Source organism: Corynebacterium tuberculostearicum, from assembly GCF_046097465.1.
GTDB classification, from domain to species: domain Bacteria; phylum Actinomycetota; class Actinomycetes; order Mycobacteriales; family Mycobacteriaceae; genus Corynebacterium; species Corynebacterium tuberculostearicum_I.
The window spans coordinates 432331-453793 of record NZ_CP175799.1 but is presented as its reverse complement, the minus strand read 5'-3'; the positions used below and the strand labels follow the sequence as shown (position 1 = coordinate 453793).

Below are 21463 nucleotides of genomic sequence, written 5' to 3'. Positions count from 1 at the left end.
TGGCACTGCTCACCGCGGGCATCCGCCTCGGCGCGCACGCTGGTGGCTGAGTCCAGTGAGGCTTTCCGCAGTTGTTGAAAAGCTGCACATAAGGCCATTGATTCGGGGCCCTGAGGGTTTAAGCTTGGTGTGTAAAATCCCCCACCCGATACCGAGGAGCGCAGATATGTCCGCTACCGATATTGCCACCCCACACATCAATCCGCAGGGCGCGCCCATTGCGGAAACCATCCTCCTGCCCGGCGACCCGCTGCGGGCGAAGTTCATCGCCGAGAGCTTCCTGGAAGATACCGTCCAGTTCAACGGTGTGCGCAATATGCTGGGGTTTACCGGAACTTTTAACGGCAAGCCCATCTCCGTCATGGGCTCCGGCATGGGCATTCCCTCCATCGGCATCTACTCCTGGGAGCTCATCCACAACTACGGCGTAAAGAAGCTCATCCGTGTCGGCTCCATTGGCGCCATGCAGGAAGACATTGAGCTGCACGATGTCATCGTCGCCTCGTCTGCATCCACCGATTCCAACTTCTTGAGCCAATACAACCTGCCGGGTAGCTACGCCCCCACCGCCTCGTGGAAGCTCCTCAAGGCCTTGGTGGATCAGGCCGAAAAGCAGCAGGCCCACATCCACGTAGGCAATATCTTGAGCTCGGATATCTTCTACAACTTTGACCAGAACGTGAACGAGCGCTGGGCGCACATGGGTGTGCTCGGCGTAGAGATGGAATCCGCAGCGCTTTATGCCACCGCGGCTGAGGCCGGCGTCGACGCGCTGGGACTTTTCACCGTCTCCGACAACCTGGTGCACGATACCCACCTCTCCGCGGAAGAGCGCCAGACCGCCTTCCGCACCATGATTGAACTCGCGCTTCCGCTCAACGCGCTCGACTAAAAGGACCCTCTCCCCCGTGACTTCCACCCACCCCACCGCTTCCCCGCAGGACAAGCGGACAGGCTCCGCGATAAACCCCAAGGTTGCCGTACCTATCCTGCTCTTTGTCTTCGTCTTCTCGCTGGTTATTGATAACGGCTTTAAGACGATGACCATGCCGATCGCCCAGGCGCTGGACATCTCCGTTAAAACCGCCTCCCTCCAGGCTTCCCTCGCCGGCGTGATCATCGGCATCGGCGCCGTGGTCTACGCCGCGCTGGCGGATTCCATCTCCATCCGCAAGCTCATGCTCACCGGCGTTGTCCTCATCGCCGTGGGATCGCTTCTGGCCTTCGCCTTTTCCAGCTTTTGGCCCATGGTGCTTACCGGCCGCCTCATCCAGACTGCCGGCCTTGCTGCCGCGGAGACGCTGTATGTCATTTACGTGACCAAGCACTTGAGCGAGGCCGACCAAAAGACCTACCTCGGCTTTTCCACCGCAGCCTTCCAGGCGGGCCTGCTCATTGGCGCGTTGACCTCCGGCTTTATTTCCACCTATGTCTCATGGACGGCGATGTTTCTCATCCCGCTCATCCTTATCCTGGCCATCCCGCCGATCATCAAGCTGGTGCCAGAAGATGAGGCCGTGGAAGGCCACCTCGACGCCTTGGGCCTGTTATTCATCGCTGTCTTCGCCACCGGCCTGACCATGTTCATGCAGGAATTCAACTGGGCATGGCTCATCTTTGCTTTCCTTGGCGTCGTGGGGTTTATCATCCACATCGGCGACGCCAAGCACCCCGTGGTCACCCCGGAATTCTTTACTAATGGCCGCTACGTGTGGACCATCCTCATGGTCTTCTTTGTCTACTCCACCCAGATGGGCTTTATCTTCCTGCTGCCATTTGCCGCACATGACCTGCACGGCATGAACATCGATAAGGCCTCCCTGCTGATGATCCCGGGCTATATTTGCGCCATCCTCATCGGCATTTTCTCCGGCAAAATCGGTGCCGTTTTGTCCTCTCGCGCCACCATCTACACCGCCTTCGCCCTGGTCGCCGGCGCGCTAGTGGCGGCCGCGCTCTTTGTGCAGCTTCACGTCGCCGTACTCATTCTCGCCATCGTGGCCTTTGCCTCCGGCTTTGCGCTGATGTACGCCCCGCTGGTCAATACCGCGCTGCGTAATATCACCGCCGCCAAATCCGGCATCGCCATCGGCTTTTATAACCTGACCATCAATATCGCCATCCCACTGGGCATTGCCTATACGGCAAAGCTGCAGGACCTCACCAGCTATAACACCGTGTTGTGGATCCTCGCGGCCATCGCCGCCATCGGTATTGCCCTGTACGTCGTCTCTGACCTCAAGATGGCCCGTTCCGAATCCCGCCTAACCCGCTAAGGAGAACAATTATGACTTCCCGCACCGACGTTGCTTCCATCATCGACCACACCCTGCTCAAGCCGGAGGCCACCCCGGATCAGTTCCGCGCCTTGGTGAATGAGGCGGCCGAGCTGGGCACCTACTCCGTCTGCGTTTCCCCGTCCGCCCTGCCCATCGAGGTTCCTGATTCGCTGCACATTGCCACCGTCGTGGGCTTTCCTTCCGGCGCCGTGAAGCCGGAGATTAAGGCCGCTGAGGCGGCCCGCGCGGTTGCCGATGGCGCCGAAGAGGTGGACATGGTCATCAATATCCCGCTGGCCATCGAGGGCCGCGCCGAGGATCTGCAGGCCGAAATCCAGGCCGTGCGCGATGCCATCCCAGGCAAGGTACTCAAGGTCATCATCGAGTCTGCCGCGCTTTCCGACGACGCCATTGTCCTCGCCTGCAAGGCCGCCGCAGCCGCCCAAGCGGACTTTGTCAAGACCTCCACTGGTTTCCACCCGGCCGGCGGCGCCTCCGTACACGCCGTTAAGCTCATGCGCGAGACCGTAGGCGACAAGCTAGGCGTGAAGGCCTCTGGCGGCATCCGCACCGCCAAGGACGCCTTGGCCATGATTGAGGCCGGCGCAACCCGCCTGGGCCTGTCTTCCTCAGCCAAGATCCTCGAGGAGCTTTAAGCCATGTCGAAGGCCGCCGCCGTGGATTATGACTACGCCCGCACCTGGGCCGAGCACGACCCCGATCCAGACACTGCCCGCCAAGTGATGACCTGGATTGAAGAGGGCAATACTGACGAGCTCGCCGCCGCCTTCGCCGGTCCCCTCGCCTTCGGCACCGCAGGCCTGCGCGCCGCCGTGGGCGCGGGCGAGTCTCGCATGAATCGCGCCGTAGTCATCCGCACCACCTATGGGCTTATCTCCTGGCTCAAACAGCACGTGGATACCCCAGTGGTAGCCATTGGTTGCGATGCCCGCCACGGCTCCGCGCAGTTCCAGCGCGATGCCGCACAGGTCATATCCGCGGCCGGTGGCAAGGCCTTGGTTCTGCCGGCGCAGAACCCTACCCCGCTGACCGCCTTCACGGTCCGCTCGCTCAAGGCGGATGCCGGAATTATGGTCACTGCCTCGCATAACCCGCCGGCCGATAATGGCTACAAGGTCTACCTGGGCGGCCGCATCGCCACCGGCCCGGCAGAAGGCGTACAGCTGGTTTCGCCCACCGATGCCGAAATCGCCGCCGCCATCGCCGCGGCACCCCATGCCGATGACATTCCACTTTCCACCGAGAACATCGCGGATGTCGATACCCGCGCCGAGTATCTCGACCGCGCAGCGCAGCTCGTGGGCGCTCATACCGATGTCACCATCGCGCTGACCGCCATGCACGGCGTCGGTGCGGCCTTGGGCGAAAAGCTCCTGACCCGCTGCGGGTTCGGCGTCTCGCTGGTTCCTGAGCAGGCCCAACCGGATCCCGATTTCCCCACCGTCTCTTTCCCCAACCCGGAAGAGCCTGGCGCCCTCGACTTGGGCATCCGCCACGCTGAGGAGATCGGCGCCGATATTCTTATCGCTTATGACCCGGATGCGGATCGCTGCGCCGCCGCTGTGCCCACGTCCTCAGGCACGTGGCGCCAGCTCACCGGCGATGAAACCGGCGCCCTCTTGGGCGACTATCTGGCCCGCCAGGGTGCGACAGGCAACTTCGCCAACTCGCTCGTCTCCTCCCGCCTGCTCGAGCGCATCGCCGCCCACTACGGCCTCGGCCACGAAGAGACGCTCACCGGTTTCAAGTGGATCGCCCGCACCCCGGACCTCTCCTTTGGTTATGAGGAAGCCATTGGTTTCTGCCCCGACCCCACCGCTGTCCGCGACAAGGACGGCATTGCTACCTCCGTAGTCCTCGCCAGCCTCGCGGCCGAGTGCAAGGCCGCAGGAACCACCTTGCTAGAGCGCCTAGAAGGCATCTACGCCGCCGTGGGTGCCCTCTATACCCAGCCGCTGACCTTCCGCGTCGATGACCTCAGCATCATCGCCCAGGCGATGGACAAGGTCGCTTCCACCCCGCCCACGGAACTGGCCGGTTCCCCCGTGGCAAAGGTGGAGAAGTTCGCCCAAGGCTCCAAGTTCTTCACCGACAACGATGACCGCGTCATCGTGCGCCCTTCCGGCACCGAGCCGAAGCTGAAGTGCTACCTCGAATCCCCCGACGCCGACCGCCTCGATGCTATTGCGGCCGACCTGCGCGCCTACTTCGGGATTTAAACCCCTCCCCGCTCCGCGCTCTCTAACTGGTCCTTCTGAGATTGCTTAGGGCCAATGAGGATGCGGACTAGAGGGCTTGCTGCCGCCAGGCCCACCGCCGCAGTACCAACTATGGATTCCGGTGGGTCAAAAAGAACGAGTATCGCCGGTATAAGGATCAGCGCGCCGAAAATGACACCTACGGTTGTAAAGAGCCGTACTTTTGATTCAAATATCGCGTACTCGAAAGATTCTGCTGTAACTTTCCTATCGAGGACAATATCTGCATGAGCGTCCTCCATAATCCGATCGCCTGCGCCCGGCTGAATGTCATTGTGCTGTTTGATTATCTGTGGATGCGGAGTTGGCCCCTGAAGCGCCCACACAGCAATTTGGTCATCAAGGTTAGAAAGCCTATTTACGCCAGGGAGCGCTCCTCCAACTGGTGGGAAATCGCTACGTTTATTTTCCGGTGCGCCCGATAACTGCGAGTCCGATTGCGCAGATGCGCTTGCTGCGCTGCCTGCGCTACTCGCTGGCTTTGAAATAGGTGAATCTCGTTTACCCCGTCCAGCATCGTTCGGATCTTCTTCATATCCCATATCCTATCGCTTAACCCCGTACCTTCATCTCTACAGTGACTTTCTGTGCCTGATGGTATGGCTACCGAGCACGCCTGTTTGTACACAGCGCCTTAGAAAGGTGTAGTTTGCTGGTCCTGAAGGCCAAAATGAGAGGAGTTAAAGATTAAAGGACCCCACCATTCATCCTTAACAGTTTTGCTAAAGATTGCAGTTGGTATTTCATCATTGCTCTGCCTCGGCTATTTCATTGGCGGTTTGAATGCGGTATACGTTGCCAAGACCCTGGCGGGATCGGATTCCACCTCATTGCCAGATATTTCTCGCAGGCTAGGAAATGGCTTTTTCTACTTCAAGCCCGTTGCCACAACATCCAGGAGTCCAATTGTTTCATGCCGATTTAGAGCACTACTTAGCCATTGTTGAGCGGGTTTATGTTGCGGTGCAGCGGAGTGGAAGGCATAAACGAGAATGTTGACATCAGGAATGATCATCGAGTACCGCCCACACAGCTTCTTTGTTGCTGAGATCAACTAGAGCCGGTCCGCCGCAATCGAAGGAGGGCAGGTTAACGGGGGTGTCTTCGGTACTGATGCGGGCTTCCTTCTTGAGGGCAGCGCGGACCGCCTCTTCGACGTATGAGCTCAAAGTGACATTGTTGGCTTTGGCTTGGATCTTCGTTTCTTCAAGGAGTTTCGGCGGGAGGTTTATCGTCGTGCGCATACCTTTAGGGTAGAAAGCATCAAGTCATCATTCAAGAGGTGCAATGATGTATCTGCCTTCAGGAAGCCGTGAAAGGTTGACTGGTGTCTTAATTCAGTGCGAGCGTCAGGATCAGTACTCCGATGGAGAATGCGAGCATGCCTAAGCAGTTGATCCAGAATGCGCTACCGAGGAAGTGGGCGCGGACATGGGCTGCTGCGGCCGCGCAGAAATAGGCGATGACTCCAATCATGGCTGTGATTCCTACGCCGGGGAACCAGAGGCCGGCAATGAGTCCTACGGCGGCGAGGCACTTGATGACAATGAGCGCCCACCACCAGTCCTTGGGGAGTTTGACGCCGCTGAGGCAGGCTTCGATGAAGGGGACTGGTTTGAGGGAGAGGGCGGCGTCGCCAAGCAGAATGGCTGCTAGTAGAAGGGAGGGCCAGGCTGGGGAAGATTCTAGGATCATTGGGTTACTCCGAATGCGGTGTTGAGGCGTTCGATCGATGAGGCGGCTTGGGATGTGAGGTGCTCGGTGTCGTAGATTCCGGCGGCCCAGCCGATGAGTAAGCCGAGGTAGACGTTGTACAGCAGGTCGGCGTACTCGGCCGCATCGGCGCTGCTGAGCCTGGTGCCGAGTCGCAGGGTGATTTCATCGGTCAGGAGCGTTTTGAGTGCGGTGAGCGCTTCGCCTTGATTGCCTTGTTGGATGAGTGCTGCGCCAAAGGCGCGGGAGAGCTCTTCGTGGCCGGTAAACATCTGGAGGAAAGGTCTCAGGACATCGAGAAGGCTATCGGATTGTCCCCGGATGTCATCGTGGAGTTCTGAAATGTGTTGGCCAATGGTGCGGATGAGCAGCGTTTGTTTGTCGCCGACTCCCATGACGGTTCCCACGCTAACGCCAGCTTCGGATGCGATAGTCCGGATGCTGGTGGTGGCGTAGCCCTGAGTGAGGAAGAGTTCGTAGGCGGTGGCTAGGACCTTGCTGACGGTGCCAGCTTTGGCGGCCGAGCGCGATGAGTGAACGTGTTCAGTGAACATGTTCAAAAGGGTAGCTCTTGATGGTTTCGAGGTCAATGACGCCGAAGTGTTGACAGTTGGCGCTAGGCCAGCGTGGGGAAGACGCGGTCGCGCAGCAGGTGTGCAAGCTCGCGGTCGGGGGCTGCTGGGTTGACCCAGGCGGTGTCGCCGATTTCGGCGGCGGCATGGGGTTCGTCGGCGGTGACGGTGCGGGTGTAGGTGAAGATGGTGCCGACGACGACCTCGCCCGGTTCGTTGGCGGCGGGAGCGTCGAAGGTGCCGAGTTTGTTGAGGCTCTCGGCGTCGAGGGTGAGGCCTACTTCTTCGGCAACTTCGCGCAGGGCGGCGTCGACAAGCGCCTCGCCCGCCTCGGGCTTGCCGCCGGGCAGTTGGTACTTGGTGGAGGACTTCTTGCGCACGGTAAGCACGTGGCCTTGTGGGTTGCGGATGACGACGGCTGCTACTTCAATCATGGCTGCTGATTGTAGGCGGCCTAGAGCAGCGGCAGGAGCACGAGGGCGAGATTGAGTGCGATGACCAGCGCGGCAAGCGTCCAGCCCACGGCCATAGACCAGGGTTTCGCGGCGAACTCACCCATGACGTCCCGGGAGCCGGCATAGCGGAAAAGCGGGATGATGGCGAAGGGGATGCCCAGGGAAAGAAGTGCCTGGCTGACCACCAGTGCCATAGTGGGGTCGACCCCGCAGCCGATGATGACCAGCGCCGGGATGAGCGTGACCAGGCGGCGGACTAGTAGGGGGACCTTGATGTGAAGCAGGCCGTCCATGATTTCGGAGCCGGCGTAGGCGCCCACTGACGTCGAGGCGAGGCCGCTGGCCAGCAGGCCGATGGCGAAGAGAACGCCGGCCAGCGGGCCGAGGTGGCTGGCAATCGCCGTGTGGGCCCCGGAGATGGTCTCTGTGCCGTCCACGCCGTAGAGGGCCGAGCCCGCCAGGACCAGCAGGCCCACGTTGACGAGCCCGGCGATGGACAGCGCCACGGCGATGTCCGCGCGGGTGCCGGCCAGCACGTGGGGGATTTCCAGGTCGGGGTAGCGCTGCTTGGTCAGGGAGGAGTGTAGGTAAATGGCGTGCGGCATGACGGTGGCGCCCAACATGGAGGCGGCCAGCAGGATGCTGTCCTTGCCCTCTAGGCGGGGGATGAGGCCGCCGGCCACGTCGGCGGGGTCGGGCGGGGCGATGGCGAGGCCGGCAAGGAAGCCGATGCAGATGACCAGGAGCAGGCCGATGACAAGCCCCTCGAACCACTGGTTCTTCTTCTGGAAGATGAGGAGAATGATGGAGACCGCGCCGATGATGAGCGCGCCCGCGAACAGGGGGAGGTTGAAGAGGAGTTGCAGGGCAATGGCGCCGCCGATGACTTCGGCGAGGTCGGTGGCCGCGGCGATGAGCTCGGCCTGGGCCCACATGCCTAGGCGCGCGCGGCGGGAGAGACGCTCGCCCATGATTTCCGGCAGGGAGCGGTGGGTGACTAGGCCCAGTTTGGCGGAGTGGTACTGGATGAACATGGCCATGAGGTTGGCCACGACGAGTACCCACACCAGGAGGTAGCCGTAGTGGGAGCCGGCGCTGATGTTGGCGGCTACGTTGCCGGGGTCGACATAAGCCACTGCAGCAACGAAGGCGGGGCCGGTGAGGCTGATTAAGGTCTTACGCATAGGCATCTCCATACCAAAAGTTCAACTACTTGAAGTCTAGTTTTCATCGCCATATGTTCAAGCCAGGGGATCGCTGGGGTTTTCTTAGTTGTTTTCCTCGCCAGTGCTTATGCGGTGTGGCACAAGGCTAAAAGCTCCCGCACCCAGGAGCCCAGCGAGTAGATCCCGCCTCACAGCTGCAGGTACGCTTGAAACCCCGCAAGCTTTTGCTTGCGGGGTTTCATTCTGTGCCAGGTAGAAGATTCGAACTTCTGAAGGCAATGCCGGCGGATTTACAGTCCGCTCCCTTTGGCCGCTCGGGCAACCTGGCATGCACTGTGTGGTGCGAGTAAGTACTTTACTACGAACCACCCTCCCACCTACAAATCGCCAGCGTAGTAGGGGCGAATGGGGCTATAGAGAGGGGCTTAACCAAGCAGCTAGCCCACGCGGCGCACCGTGTAATCCGCCAGTTGGCGCAGGGCCTGGCTCGCGGAGTTCTCCGGTAGCACGGCAAGCTGCTCCTCCACCGTGCGCAGGTAAGCATTGATGTCCTCCAGCGCCTTCTGACGGCCGCCAGACTGGTGCAGGAGCTCGATGGCGCGCTCCACCTCGGCGTCGGAATGCAGCGGGCCAGTAAGCAACTCACGCAGCTTATCGCCCACTTCGCCCTCTTCCTCCAAGGCGTAGAGAACCGGCAGGGTAAATACGCCCTCGCGCAGGTCCGTACCCGGGGTCTTGCCGGACTCCTTTGGGTCAGAGAAGATGTCGATGACATCGTCCACAATCTGGAAGATCATGCCGATGGCACCACCAATGCGGTGCAGGGCTGCGGCATGCTCGGCCGAGGCGCCGGAGTGGTAGGCACCCAGGTAGCCCGCGGAGGCAATAAGCACCGCGGTCTTTTCACGGATAACGGCCGTGTAGTGCTCCACGGCATTGGCCTCACCCGCCCCGATGGTCTCGCGCATCTGGCCGGTCACCAGCTCTTCAAAGGTATCGGCAAAGTGGCCCACCGTGTGGGTATCCAGCTCACTCATCAGGCGGGAAGCATGCGCCAGGAGCGCATCGCCGGCGAGGATGGCCACGGAATTATTCCACCGCGAATTGGCAGATTCCACGCCGCGGCGGCGGTCCGCCTCATCCATGACATCGTCATGATAAAGGGTGGCGACGTGCACCATCTCCACGACGGTGGCGGCCTTAACCACCTCTTCGCAGCCCGGACGCGGACCATACTCGGAGGCCAGCAGCGCCATCATGGGGCGAAAGCGCTTGCCACCGGCCTTAGACAAGTGGCTGACCTTGTCCTTCAAGAAGTCCTGGCCGCGGTCGATTTCACTGCGCAGCTTGTCTTCTACTGCTTCCATGCCCGCACCAATGCGCTCGTTGAGCTGCGGATCACCAAGATCCACGTGCGTGGCATGCGATTGACCGTGAGTCATTAAATAGTGTTCCTTGCAACTAAAAGCCAGAGATAATCGATTACCTACCGTAGTCCAAACCGCGCCCCTAAACACACTCGAGGGGTCGAACTCATGCAATGATAGTCCTCATGTCGGAGCAGATCGATTCCCAAACCTATGTCGAGGTCGCCATCATTGGCGCTGGGCCTGCCGGAGCCGCCGCCGCGATCCATGCCGCACGCGCCGGCTATAACACCCTCCTTATTGATTCCGCGACGTTTCCCCGCGATAAAACCTGCGGCGACGGGCTTACCCCGCGCGCGATGCACCAGCTTGCTGAGCTTGGCATTGCGGTCAACGCCTCCTATCGCAATCGCGGACTGAAGCTGCACGGCTACGGCGGCGATATTACCGCGCCTTGGCCGGAGACCTATCCTTCCCAGGTGGGCACGGCCCTGCCGCGCTTCCGCTTCGATGCCCTGCTTGCCGACGCCGCCCGGGAAGCCGGCGCCACCCTCCTCACCGGTACCCCCGCCACCGGTCCCGTGCTCGAGGGCAACCGCGTGACCTCCTTCCGCGTGGGCGAGGCCACCGTGCATGCCAAGTGGGTCATCGTGGCCGATGGCGTGCGCTCTACCTTTGGCAAGAAGCTCGGCCGCACCTGGCACCGCGAAGAAGTCTATGGCATTGCCGCACGCTCCTATGCTTCCTCCACGCATGCCACCGAGCCCTGGATGCACTCCCACGTTGAGCTCAAGGACGAAGAAGGCGAGGTGCAGCCCGGCTACGGCTGGATTTTCCCGCTCGGCCCCGAGCTTGGCCAAGTCAACATCGGCCTCGGCGCGCTCTCAACCGCGCAGCGCCCCGCCAAGATCAACACCAAGAAGCTGCTCGAGTTCTACGCCGCCCAACAGCGCCCCGAGTGGGGACTCGGGGAAATTGAGCACGTTACCTCTGCCTTACTGCCCATGGGCGGCGCGGTGTCTAACGTGGCCGGCGCCAATTGGATGATCATTGGTGATGCCGCGGCCTGCATCAATCCCCTCAACGGCGAGGGCATCGATTATGGCTTGGAGACCGCCGCGCTGGCCGTAGCCCTGCTCGGCCCGAAGGATTTCACCCTGGCCTGGCCGGCCGTCTTGCGCGAACACTACGGCGAGTCCTTCCTCTTGGCCCGCACGGCCGCGCGCTTGCTTACTTATCCGCAGTTCCTACCGCTGGCCGGTCCGCTGGCCCTGCGCGGGCCCATCGGCCGCATGCTCATGCCGGCCGCTGCGCGCCTGATGGGCAACCTCATTACTGACGATGACCGCGACCTCATCGCACGCACCTGGCGCGCCGCCGGCCGCACGGTCTCGTCCCTTCGCCGCGATACGCCACTCTGGGATTCGACCGCGGCGTAACCCCGCTCCCCCAGGCACGGGCGGAGCAGCGCCTAGGCTGGCTTTACCGCCGAGTGCAGCGCCACGATGCCGAAGGTAAGGTTCTGCCAACCGGCCTCGGCCCAGCCATTGCGATTGATAACCGCGGCGAGCTCCTCCTGCCCAGGCCACGCGCGAATGGATTCTGCGAGGTAGATATATGCCTCCGGGTTAGAAGAGACCAGGCGCGCTACCGGCGGGAGCAGACGCATCAAGTATTCCTTGTACACGGTGCCAAAAATCGGTACCACCGGGGTGGAAAACTCCGCCACCGCAAGGCGCCCGCCCGGCTTGGTCACGCGCGCCATTTCGCGCAGGCCGAGCTCAAGGTCGTGGATATTGCGCAGGCCATAAGAGATGGTCACAGCGTCAAAGGTGTTATCCGCAAACGGCAGCTGCATGCCATCGCCAGCCACCTTGGGCACGTCGCGCTCACGCCCGGCGGCCAGCATGCCACGGGAGAAATCACACGCCACACACCACGCACCGGACTTGGAAAGTTCCACGGTGGACACGGCGGTACCCGCTGCAAGGTCGAGGACCTTCTCGCCCGGCTTAAGGTTCAAACGCTCGCGGGTGCGCTTGCGCCAGTGCGCGTCCTGCCCAAAGGACAGCACGGTATTGGTGAGGTCGTATTTCTCGCCCACGGCGTCAAACATGCGCGCCACATCGAAGGGCTTTTTATCCAGATCTGCCTTAGACACAAATGATCAGTCTAGGCTACGCGGGCGCCAAGGGCACGAGCCGCCCATCGCGGCAGCTCGGGACGCTGGCCCAGAATGGTCAGCGGCACCCGGCGAGTATCCTCCAGTACCTCTTCGTAATAGCCCACGAGCTGCTCGCACAGCGCCTTCCACGTCTTGGAGGAAATGGACTCGCGAGCATTGTCCCGCATCTCCTGGTGAATCTCCGGATTGAGCAGAGCGTCCACCGCATTGGGGAGGTCTTCCACAAAGGTCTTTACCTCCAGCAGCAAGCCGTTATAGCCCTCGTCGATGAGGTCTACCGGGCCACCGGCCCGCGGCCCGATGGTCGGCACGCCGGAGGCCTGTGCCTCCTGGATGGACTGGCAGAAGGTCTCGAACTCGCCGGCGTGGACGAAGACGTCCAAGGAGGCATAGGCGGCAGCGAGGTCTTCGCCGGACAGCGCACCGGTAAAGACGGCACCGGGCAGCTGGGCTTCCAACAGCGGGCGCTCCGGCCCATCGCCCACGATGACCAGCTGGATATCCTCGCGCCCGTTGAGCGCCGAGAGGCGGTGCACGCCCTTTTCCGCGGCGAGACGACCAACGAATCCCACCACATTCTTGGTGCCGCTCGGATCCCAGCTGCGGCGCAGCTCGTCAGAGCGCTTGGAGGGATGGAAAAGTTCTGCGTTCACGCCACGACCCCAGTGGCGCACATTCTTGATGTGGTGTTTTTCCAAGTCCCGGATGGTCAGCGAGGACGGTGCCAGCGTCATCTGGCAAGAGTTATGAATCGTGCGCAGCCACTCCCACACGCCATAGGCCAGCGCGGAGGCATGGTACTTGGTGGCAAATCCGGCAACGTCGGTCTGGTACAACGCTACGGCCGGCACGCGCTGCTGGCGGGCGGAGAAAGCGCCCGCCGCGCCGAGGACGAAGGGGCTGGCCAGGTGGATGATATCCGGCTTGAAGTCGCGCAAGGCCTCATCGACCGCCGTGGTAGGAACGCCCACCGGCAGCGAATCCACCAGCGGCACGCGCACGGTGGGCACACGGTAGATGGGGAATCCTAGGTAGTCCGGGATTTCTTCTTGTCCCTCACGGGCGCCCGGCGCGATGACGATGGCCTCTTGGCCAGTCTCGTGCAGGTGCTCTAAAACGCGCAGCACGGAGTTGGTCACACCATTGACATTAGGAAGGAAGGATTCAGCCACGATCGCAACACGCATGCCACCATCATGGCCTATCTTCTTAAGTTTATGGTGAAGCCAGCGGAAAATCTTGGTTAATTATTTCTCCGCGCGGCGGGTAAAGAAGCTAATCAGCTTCCACAGCACGGCCGCAATGAGCGTGGCAACCACCCCTACCGAGAGCGCCGGGATGATGGCCAGCGTCCATTCACGGCCTTCGACCTTGACCAGGTCTGGGTCGTCCTGGGCGTAGTGCACCCACACCTGCTGGCCCTCACCTAGCCCACTGGGATAGAGCAGCCCGTGCTGTGGGGTGTGGTAAATCCCTTCACTGTCTTGGAAATCCACCGTGGTGCGCAGCATGCCCACATCCTTGACCGTGGCCAAAGCGCGCGCGGGGTGGCTGGCGATGGCGTGGTCATTCAGCGCCGGCCCGATGACCATGCCCACCACACCCACCAGCGCGGCCAGATACAGCGCCAGCGTCAGCTGGTGCAGGCGGCGGCGATAGACCGCGGGCGTATAGCGCGGCACCACGGCCGCGTGCGGCTTGTGCTGCGGCGGGGCCACTTACTGGCCTACCTTTGCGGTGAGCTTCTCATTGAGCGCCCGGCGCGTGGCACGGGTGGTCTTGGCCTCCACGACGGTAATCCCGGTCGAGTATTCCTTCAGCTCCGCCAACGTATCCAATAGCTCCTGCGGGGTGGTCACCTCGCGGTAGTCTGCCTCATAGGCTTCTGCCAGCTTGCCGACGTCCACCCCATGCGGCGTTCCAAACGCCGGCTCGAAGGACTCGCGCAGCGCATCGGCGCCTTGTTCCAGGGTCTCGAAGATGCCGCCACCATTGTCATTGGCCACCACGATGGTGAGGTTTTCCGGTCGCGCCTGATCTTCCGGGACGAGCAGGCTATTTGCGTCGTGCAAGAAGGTGACATCTCCCATGAGCGCCATCACTCGCGGGGCGCGCCAGTTGGTGGGATCCAGCGATTGCGTGGCCAGGGAAATGCCGATGGCTTGGGCGATGGTGCCGTCGATGCCGGCCGCCCCGCGCGGCGAGTACGTATCCACGCCGTCGAACGGCAGGCCCACCATGGAGGCATCACGCACCGGGTTCGAAGCGCCGAGCACCAGGGTGTCATTGACGGAGAGCGTATCGCCCACCGCGGCCGCGACGTGGAGCCCAGTGAATCCCAGTTCCTCATCCTCGAGGGTCTCGCGCACCGCTTGTCCAGCCATATCGGTTGCGCCTTCGCAGATCTTCATCCACTCGCGGCTCGGCTCACCGGTGACCTTGACGGTGGTGCCAAGCCGGGCCTCGTCGCCGCGCTGGTTGGTGAAGTCCTTGGTGCGCGAGAGCACCACTAGCTCAATATCCGGATCATTCATCAGCGCTAACACCCCACGGTGCAGCGTCGGGTGCCCCACGACGATGACCTGCTCCACCTTGGTGTTGACCACATAATCATTCGCGGAGACCTGCGCCTTGCGGAAGATATGCGCCGCCGCTGGATGCACCGGATGATACGGACCCGGCGCGCTCGGCTCCGCAATGGTCGGTACATCTTGGAGGCCTTCTACCTCCCAGGCCTCGTCACCCGTAATGACTAGGGTGTTCTTGCTCAAATCCACGGCCACTTCCCCGTGGTCCACGAAGGCTGGTGCTGGCTCGCGCACGCCGTCGCCGGAGGTGTGGTCTGGCAGGGTGGCGTCGACAAGCGGGGCATCAAAGGCCACATTGATGTGTACCTGCAGGTCCTCGCGGAAGCGCTGGGCCATCGCCGCGATATCGTCCGCGCCGGTGACCTGGGTGGTGTCCGCATAGACACCGAAGATGCCCTGCTGCTCGATGGTCTGCGACGCCCCCGTACCCACCAGGCGCTCCGGCCGATCCGCGCTGATAATCGCCAGCGGCGTATGGGAATAGTGTGCCTCCACCACGGCCGGCAAGGTATTGGCCACCGCAGTTCCCGAGGTCATTACCACGCCCACGTGGCGGCGCTGCACCCGCGCCATGCCCAGGGCGGTAAACGCTCCCCCGCGCTCGTCCAGGCGGGTGTGTACGCGAATATCATCACGCGCCAATAGCGCCAGCGACAGCGGCGCGTTGCGCGAACCAGGGCACAGGACGACATCCGTGAGGTGGCGCGCCAGTTGGGCGGCGACCTTCTCAGCCAACTGCATCGATTCATTCATGCCGCCCGATTTTACCTGCCCGCGCGCCATTTCCCTTACCGGGCAGGTGCTGGGCGCTTAGTTCTGAGCGCCCGGCTGGTCGGCCGACTGCTCGCCGCCGCCCAGGAGGTCATTGAGGAGGCCCTCAATGTCCACGTCGCTGCCCTTATCCAGCTGGTCTTGTACCTCTGGTGGCAGCTCGGTCGGGATATCGGACGGCAGGTCATTCTGGAAGTCCGGCAGCTTCGGCAGGTTATTGGAATTCTCATCCTGCGAATCCGGCTCTTCGGTCTGGGTCACGGTAGTGGGAACCTCCGTGGTCAGCGTTTCCGTCACCGGCTGTGGGTCCGGCTTATCCGCCTCGTCCGCGGCATTGCGCCACAGGAAAAACAGGACCGCCGCAGCCAGCACTGCAAGTACCGCGATGGCCGCGAAGACGCCGGCCATGGCGCCACCGCCGCCGCCCTTCTTCTTGCGCTTTTCCGGCTGGTCTGGATCATAGTTCGACGGCACCGGCTCGTACTCGGGCTGCTGCGCGTATTGCTGGCCATATGCCTGCCCGGCCGGCTGCTGATAGTTCTGGCCGTAGCTTTGCTGCTGACCGTAGCCCTGCTGATAGCCAGAGCCCTGCTGGTAGCCGGCGGCCGCATCGAATTGACGAGTCTCATTCTGCGGCTGCTGCTCGCCCGGGAAGTACTGCTTGGGGTGCTCGCGGCGCGCTTGGTCGCGGCTGGGGCCGGCGGCATTATCGGGCACGCGGCCAATCTGGCGCGTGGCATCATCCGCCGGGCTGGACCAGCTGCGGGTTTCATTATTATCGCCATGAGGGCCTTTAGTAGTCATACCCTCTACCTCTACCCCATTTTGCTGTGAGATCCCAGAGAGGTCTCCCACAGCTAACGGGTAGCTAAGGCTCGCCGCTTAATGCGCTCGGCGTGCACTCAAGGCGCGGCCCGTGGCGGTATCCTCTGCGGCAACCTGCGCCGGGGTGGCATCCGCGATGATGCGGCCGCCGTCTTCGCCAGCGCCCGGGCCCATCTCAATGATGCGGTCCGCATTCGCCATGACCGAAAGATCATGCTCGACGACGATTACCGTATGCCCCGCATCCGCCAGCTTGTGTAGCTCGGTATTGAGCAGGTCGATATCGGCTGGGTGCAGGCCCGTGGTGGGCTCGTCCAGCAGATAGACCGTGTGGCCGCGACGCGAGTTGCGGGAGCGCTGCAGCTCCGTGGCCAGCTTGATGCGCTGAGCCTCGCCGCCGGACAGCTCCGGCGCGCCCTGGCCCAAGCGGAGGTAGCCCAGGCCGACGGCCTGCAACGTGGCGATGGCACGGTAAATCTTTTCTTCCTCGGCAAAGACCTCTGCGGCCTCGTCCACGGTCAGTTCCAAGACGTCCGCGATGGTGCGGCCCTGCCAGGTCACTTCCAAGGTCTCGTCATTGAAGCGGGCACCACCGCATTCTGGACATGTGGTGTACGAGCCCGGCAAGAAGACCAGCTCCACCTCGATCTTGCCCGCGCCGCCACAGGTGGGGCACTGGCCTTGTTTTACGTTGTAGGAAAAGCGCGAGACCGTCCATTTGCGCTGCTTGGCCTCATCGGTGGAGGCGAAGAGCTTGCGAACGTTATCGAAAAGCCCGGTATAGGTTGCCAGCGTGGAACGCGGGGTGCGGCCAATGGGCTTCTGGGTAATCTGCACGACGCGCTTTACTCGGTCAAAGCCCTCCGTGCTCTCCGCGGACCAGCCCTTCTCCTCGGTCTCTTCCTCATCGGAAACGGCCGTAGCGGATTGGCGCAGTAGGCCGGCGAGCACCGTGCTGACCAGGGTGGACTTGCCCGAGCCGGAGACACCGGCGACCGCCGTGAATTGGCCCAAGCCAAAGTCCACATCCAGGTTGTCGATGCTGCGTGCGTTGATGCCGCGGAGGGCGAGGTGGGAGGAGGGGGTGCGGGGGTCGTCGGCAAGCGTGAGCGTGCGGTGAGCCAGCGCATTGGCGGTAGGGGTGTCCGCGTCATAGTCTTCGACCGGGCCCGAATAGACCACGTTGCCGCCGCGCTCGCCGGCCAGCGGGCCGACGTCAACGAGCCAATCCGCTTGCGCGACCAAATCCATGTCATGCTCCACCAAGAGCACGGAGTTGCCGGCCGCGATGAAACGGCGACACATATCCATGACCGCGTCGCGCTCATCGGGGTGCAGGCCGGCCGAGGGCTCGTCGAGCACATAGGCCACGCCGAAGAGGCCGGAGCGCAGCTGCGCCGCCAACCGGATGCGCTGCATCTCGCCGCCGGACAGGCTCTGCGTCGGCCGATCCAGGCTGAGGTGCGCCAAGCCGAGCTCCAGCGCCGAGGTCAACGCCGGCAGAATCTGCCGCAGGAGCAAATCCTCGGCCGAATTCTCCTCCGGGTTCTGCTTGCTGAGCACCTCATGCACCCTATCCAGCGGCAGCGCGCCCAGCTCATCAATCGGCATGCCCGCATAGGTGACCTTCAGCGCGGCCGGGTTGAGGCGGCGGCCGCCACAAGTCTCGCACTCGCGCGATTCCATATAGGACAGGGTGCGCTTGCGCAGGGTATCCGATTGGGTCTCCGCAAGCGTCTTATTGAGGTAGCTGGCCACCGAGCGCCACGTGCCCTCATAGTTGCGCTGAATCTGATCTTTTCCGCGCAAGGGCTTGACCGTGACTACGGGGCGCTCTTCCGTGAAGAGGATCCAGTCGCGGTCTTCTTGCGGCAGCTCTTGCCAGGGCGAATCCAGGTCATAGCCCAAGTTCATCAAAATGTCGTGGAAGTTCTTGCCGGCCCAGGCGCCGGGCCATGCTTGGATGGCGCCTTCCTCGATAGAGAGGGTGGGATCCGGGACCATGGAGTCCTCGGTCGGCTCGTGAACCACGCCCGTGCCGTGGCACTGCGGACACATTCCCTCCGGGGTATTGGGCGAGAAGGAATCGGAGTATAGGCCCTCCGGGTTATCCCCGGCGCGCGAATAAAGCAGGCGCACGCTATTGGAGAGCGCGGACACCGTGCCCACCGTAGAGCGCGCTCCGCCGCCGGAGGTCGATTGCTGCAGTGCGACCGTCGGCGGTAGGCCCTCTACCTGGCTGACCTGTGGGTCGACGGCCGAGCTAATGAGGCGGCGTGCGAAGGGTGCTACCGATTCAAGGTAGCGGCGTTGGCCTTCGCCGTGAATCGTACCGAACGCCAGCGAAGATTTGCCCGAACCAGACACACCTGTGACCGCGACGAGCTTGCCGCGGGGCATATCGACGTCGACATTGCGCAGATTGTGCAGGTGAGCATCGCGGACCTTGATAGTAGACATGTCCTCCAGCGTACTCACAGGTGGCAGGTTGGGCAGTCTCAAGCCTGACAGCAGTTTTTTAACGGTTCTCTCTAGCGGTTCACCGGCTTTCAACGATTTCGTCCACCCATATGGCGAAAACCGTCGACGGTTTAGGTGTTCTAGATGGACGAAATCGTTGAAACTAGGAAGGTGGAACCTTTCCGGAAGATTTCCAGTCCAATGAGTCATGTGGACGAGAAATGAATTACTAGATTTAGGCCTTACTGACTATCAAATCCGCAGCAGGATTAGTGGGGGAACACTTTTGCGCTTGCGGCGCAACTGTTATATCGCTGCAGAGGCGAGCGCGAAAGATAAAGTAGCCGCGGTGGCGCAACTTTATCCGGATGCGGTGTTTTCGGGGACGGCGGCGCTCGCGGCCTATGGCTTATGCGAGGTGCGGCTGCCGGCGGTGATCCGGGTGGATAAAAACTGCCGGATTCGAGCGGATGATGTGGTGTATACGGTGAGGTCGCGGCCGGTGCCGGCGAATCGGATAAAGGGTGTAAGGATGGCGTTGCCGGCACAGGCGGTAGCAGATGCATTGAGCTTCGAGCGCTGCAGCGAGTGGCTGCTGAAAGAAGCGCTGGCGCAGGCGTATCGCGGGCTCAACGGAAGGGGGAGGTTCGCGGCCGATTTAGAGCTGGTGATCAGTAAGAAAAGGGACGCGGTGCGCGAGTTGGCGGAGCAGGCGCCGGTGGGGACGGCGTCGAAATGGGAGCAGCGGATGTACCACGAGATGCGGCGGGTGGGGCTCAAGCCGGTGCCAAATTTCCGGCTAGGGCCGTACACCTGGGATTTAGGCTTCGAAGCGGGGACGACGGTGGTGGACTTGGACTCGCTTTATTATCACGCGCCGGAGAATAATCACCGGGAATTCCTCATCGGGACGTGGAAGACCAATCACGCGGTGCAGCACGGATGGGCGCCGCTGAAGTTTACGGATGAGTGCACCGACTACCACCTCAAACTAGTGGTGGAGACGGTGCAGGAAACGGTGGCGCATCGGCGCAGCGTGCGCGGGCTAAAGAGCAGTCCGCAAAAGGTGCGGCGGGCGTTGGTGACTCCGGCATGGCGGTTTCACCAAAGCTTGCTCTAGGGCCTAGTCAGACAGGTGCGGCCAACAGGCGCGAAGGCGGTCGAACCACCAGTCGCGGCGGTCGGCGGGGGCGGCGAGTGCGGCGAGGCGGTCTGGGTCGGGGGCGAGGATATCGGCGGGAAGGTGGCCATCGATAAGCGGGCGCGGGGCGGTGACGTCCTCTTCAAAAAGGGAGCCGGTGGCAAGGCCGGCGGCGGCCGGGGTGACGTCGATGTCCTCGTCGTCGTAGATGCGCGGGAGGGCGGCGACGGCCGCCAAGCCCATATTGATGCCAATGGAGGTATCCAGCGCGGAGGCCACCGTGATATCCATATGGCGCTGGCGCAGGTGCTGGGCCACCTCGAGGACGCGGCGCACGCCGCCAAGCGGGGCGGGCTTGACCACGGCGACATCCGCGGCCTGCAATTCGGCCACGCGATAAGGGTCCGCAACCTTACGAATGGATTCATCGGCGGCAACGCGTACAAAGAGGCCGGCGCGCATAAGGCGGCCGCGGACCTGGGCGAGCTCCTCGGTGGTGGCGCACGGCTGCTCCATATAGTCCAGCGGCATCATCATCTGCGCGGCCTCGACCGCCTCATCGACGGTCCAGCCGCCGTTGGCATCCACGCGAAGGATGGGGATATCGCCGCGTTGGGTGACGGCGTCGCGGACGGCGCGGACGCGAGCGGCGTCGTCGGCAAGCGTGTGCCCCTTCTCCGCCACCTTGATTTTGAAGGTGCGGCAGCCGGGGTAGCGCTCCACCACGGCCGGGACTTCGCTGGCGGGTACGGCTGGGATGGTGGCGTTGACCTCGATGGAATCGCGCACCGGCTCCGGGAAGCCCTCGTAGGCGGCCTCGAGCCCGGCGCGCAGCCAGGCGGCGGACTCGGCCGGGCCATACTCTAGGAAGGGCGCGAACTCGCCCAGCCGGCCGGGCCCTCGATGAGCAGGGCCTCCCTCGTGGTGATGCCGCGGAAACGCACGGCAAGCGGGAGGGAGACTACGTGGGCGCGGTCGAGAACGTCATCGATATGCATGGTCTTCATGGTAGCGCCCGCCGGCCATTGACCTCTCCCCCGCTCTGCGCTATTTTGAGAACCTATACCAATAAAGGAGGAATTATGCTGCTAGCTGAGGCATTAGCGGAGCGCGCCCAGGCTCAGGAGCGCCTCAATAGCCTGCACGAGCGGCTGCTCACCGTGGCCCGCGTGCAGGAGGGCGATACCCCGGATGAGGATCCGCAGGAGCTGCTGCGTGAGCTCGACGGCGTGGCCGGGCGCATCGATGAGCTGGTGCAGGCCATCAATGCGACGAATATCGCCACCGCCTTTGATGAGAAGAGGAACTTGATGGAAGCCCTCGCGCTTCGCGACGGCCTCTTGCGCAAGCGCCGCATCTACCACGACCTAGCGCAGCGGGCGGGCACGCGCTCGGATCGCTATTCCCGCACCGAGATCAAGTTTGTCTCTACCATCCCGGTGGCGGAGCTGCGCAAGCGCGTCGATGATTTGTCTAAGCAGTACCGCGAGCTGGATACCCGCATCCAGCAGCTGAACTGGAATACCGAACTGAAAAACGGATAGTCATCTCGCGCGCTGCTTAAAGCGCGCGATGGTAGCCCACACACCTGCAGCGAGCAGGCCCCCACCCTGGAGGGGAAAATCCTGGGACACTGGCCCCCTTTAGCGCTTTAAGGGGCGG

21 protein-coding genes, 1 tRNA gene and 1 pseudogene are annotated in these 21463 nt (G+C 62.4%); 7 read left to right on the top strand and 16 right to left on the bottom strand.

Annotated features, from left to right (window positions below; genetic code table 11):
- Positions 1-166: 166 nt before the first annotated feature.
- From deoD to ACKFRX_RS02155, 4 genes are read left to right on the top strand one after another with little or no spacing between them, the layout of a single operon-like run.
- On the top strand, positions 167-892 hold the full coding sequence (deoD, locus tag ACKFRX_RS02170; RefSeq protein ID WP_408919265.1) for a purine-nucleoside phosphorylase: 726 nt from the start codon (positions 167-169) through the stop codon (positions 890-892).
- Between the two features lie 16 nt (positions 893-908).
- Entirely contained in the window at positions 909-2276 is a 1368-nt protein-coding gene (locus tag ACKFRX_RS02165) for an MFS transporter (RefSeq protein ID WP_408919266.1), read from the top strand.
- A gap of 11 nt (positions 2277-2287) precedes the next feature.
- The gene (deoC, locus tag ACKFRX_RS02160) at positions 2288-2935 is read left to right on the top strand and encodes a deoxyribose-phosphate aldolase (RefSeq protein WP_302259114.1); all 648 of its coding nucleotides are present in this window, start codon (positions 2288-2290) and stop codon (positions 2933-2935) included.
- Positions 2936-2938: 3 nt separating this feature from the next.
- Positions 2939-4519, top strand: coding sequence for a phospho-sugar mutase (locus tag ACKFRX_RS02155; RefSeq protein ID WP_200436269.1), 1581 nt, complete (start codon positions 2939-2941; stop codon positions 4517-4519).
- Here ACKFRX_RS02155 and ACKFRX_RS02150 read toward each other — a convergent pair.
- The 8 genes from ACKFRX_RS02150 to ACKFRX_RS02115 form a co-directional block, all read right to left on the bottom strand.
- The gene (locus tag ACKFRX_RS02150; RefSeq protein WP_198492477.1) at positions 4516-5100 is read right to left on the bottom strand and encodes a DUF2335 domain-containing protein; all 585 of its coding nucleotides are present in this window, start codon (positions 5098-5100) and stop codon (positions 4516-4518) included. The genes ACKFRX_RS02155 and ACKFRX_RS02150 overlap by 4 nt on opposite strands.
- Before the next feature lie 459 nt (positions 5101-5559).
- The gene (locus tag ACKFRX_RS02145) at positions 5560-5802 is read right to left on the bottom strand and encodes a hypothetical protein (RefSeq protein ID WP_005322913.1); all 243 of its coding nucleotides are present in this window, start codon (positions 5800-5802) and stop codon (positions 5560-5562) included.
- 88 nt (positions 5803-5890) lie between these two features.
- Positions 5891-6253 (bottom strand): DoxX family protein, encoded by a 363-nt coding sequence (locus ACKFRX_RS02140; RefSeq protein ID WP_005292602.1) that lies wholly within the window; start codon positions 6251-6253, stop codon positions 5891-5893.
- A complete protein-coding gene (locus tag ACKFRX_RS02135; protein ID WP_005292598.1) occupies positions 6250-6825 on the bottom strand; it encodes a TetR/AcrR family transcriptional regulator in 576 nt (191 codons plus the stop codon). Before ACKFRX_RS02135 ends, ACKFRX_RS02140 begins: the two co-directional genes overlap by 4 nt.
- A 62-nt stretch (positions 6826-6887) precedes the next feature.
- Complete coding sequence (locus ACKFRX_RS02130) at positions 6888-7277, bottom strand: NUDIX domain-containing protein (protein ID WP_005292595.1); 390 nt, start codon at positions 7275-7277, stop codon at positions 6888-6890.
- A gap of 20 nt (positions 7278-7297) precedes the next feature.
- Positions 7298-8482 carry an Nramp family divalent metal transporter gene (locus ACKFRX_RS02125; RefSeq protein WP_011272788.1) on the bottom strand — a complete coding sequence of 395 codons (1185 nt, stop codon included), beginning with the start codon at positions 8480-8482 and terminating at the stop codon, positions 7298-7300.
- A gap of 228 nt (positions 8483-8710) precedes the next feature.
- Positions 8711-8792, bottom strand: a tRNA-Tyr gene (locus tag ACKFRX_RS02120).
- A 109-nt stretch (positions 8793-8901) separates the two neighbouring features.
- Positions 8902-9906 (bottom strand): polyprenyl synthetase family protein, encoded by a 1005-nt coding sequence (locus tag ACKFRX_RS02115; RefSeq protein WP_005322918.1) that lies wholly within the window; start codon positions 9904-9906, stop codon positions 8902-8904.
- A 98-nt stretch (positions 9907-10004) separates the two neighbouring features.
- Here ACKFRX_RS02115 and ACKFRX_RS02110 point away from each other — a divergent pair, with 98 nt between their 5' ends.
- Positions 10005-11270, top strand: a complete 1266-nt coding sequence (locus ACKFRX_RS02110) for a geranylgeranyl reductase family protein (RefSeq protein WP_408927456.1) — start codon at positions 10005-10007, stop codon at positions 11268-11270.
- A 32-nt stretch (positions 11271-11302) separates the two neighbouring features.
- Here the strand turns inward: ACKFRX_RS02110 and ACKFRX_RS02105 are convergent, their stop codons facing one another.
- The 6 genes from ACKFRX_RS02105 to ACKFRX_RS02080 all read right to left on the bottom strand — a co-directional run bounded on the left by ACKFRX_RS02105 (position 11303) and on the right by ACKFRX_RS02080 (position 18660).
- Positions 11303-11992: a demethylmenaquinone methyltransferase gene (locus ACKFRX_RS02105; RefSeq protein WP_408919267.1), complete on the bottom strand. Its 690-nt coding sequence runs from the start codon at positions 11990-11992 to the stop codon at positions 11303-11305.
- A gap of 11 nt (positions 11993-12003) precedes the next feature.
- Complete coding sequence (locus ACKFRX_RS02100) at positions 12004-13203, bottom strand: glycosyltransferase family 1 protein (protein WP_299138133.1); 1200 nt, start codon at positions 13201-13203, stop codon at positions 12004-12006.
- A gap of 60 nt (positions 13204-13263) precedes the next feature.
- The gene (locus ACKFRX_RS02095) at positions 13264-13734 is read right to left on the bottom strand and encodes a DUF3592 domain-containing protein (RefSeq protein WP_080971157.1); all 471 of its coding nucleotides are present in this window, start codon (positions 13732-13734) and stop codon (positions 13264-13266) included.
- A complete protein-coding gene (menD, locus tag ACKFRX_RS02090) occupies positions 13735-15357 on the bottom strand; it encodes a 2-succinyl-5-enolpyruvyl-6-hydroxy-3-cyclohexene-1-carboxylic-acid synthase (RefSeq protein WP_408923002.1) in 1623 nt (540 codons plus the stop codon).
- A gap of 57 nt (positions 15358-15414) precedes the next feature.
- On the bottom strand, positions 15415-16179 hold the full coding sequence (locus ACKFRX_RS02085; RefSeq protein ID WP_408923003.1) for a hypothetical protein: 765 nt from the start codon (positions 16177-16179) through the stop codon (positions 15415-15417).
- Positions 16180-16257: 78 nt separating this feature from the next.
- Entirely contained in the window at positions 16258-18660 is a 2403-nt protein-coding gene (locus ACKFRX_RS02080; protein WP_198492471.1) for an excinuclease ABC subunit UvrA, read from the bottom strand.
- Between the two features lie 349 nt (positions 18661-19009).
- On the opposite strand from ACKFRX_RS02080, the gene ACKFRX_RS02075 reads away from it, so the two are divergent.
- Positions 19010-19780 carry a hypothetical protein gene (locus ACKFRX_RS02075; RefSeq protein WP_232619485.1) on the top strand — a complete coding sequence of 257 codons (771 nt, stop codon included), beginning with the start codon at positions 19010-19012 and terminating at the stop codon, positions 19778-19780.
- 3 nt (positions 19781-19783) lie between these two features.
- Here ACKFRX_RS02075 and ACKFRX_RS02070 read toward each other — a convergent pair whose 3' ends face one another.
- Both ACKFRX_RS02070 and ACKFRX_RS02065 read right to left on the bottom strand, forming a co-directional pair.
- Positions 19784-20689 (bottom strand): o-succinylbenzoate synthase, encoded by a 906-nt coding sequence (locus ACKFRX_RS02070; RefSeq protein ID WP_408928263.1) that lies wholly within the window; start codon positions 20687-20689, stop codon positions 19784-19786.
- A pseudogene (locus ACKFRX_RS02065) lies at positions 20672-20799 on the bottom strand (O-succinylbenzoate synthase); the annotation flags it as partial. The gene ACKFRX_RS02070 and the pseudogene ACKFRX_RS02065, both read right to left, overlap by 18 nt.
- An 84-nt stretch (positions 20800-20883) precedes the next feature.
- Here ACKFRX_RS02065 and ACKFRX_RS02060 point away from each other — a divergent pair.
- Positions 20884-21345, top strand: a complete 462-nt coding sequence (locus tag ACKFRX_RS02060) for a DIP1984 family protein (protein ID WP_023020504.1) — start codon at positions 20884-20886, stop codon at positions 21343-21345.
- Positions 21346-21463: the final 118 nt, after the last annotated feature.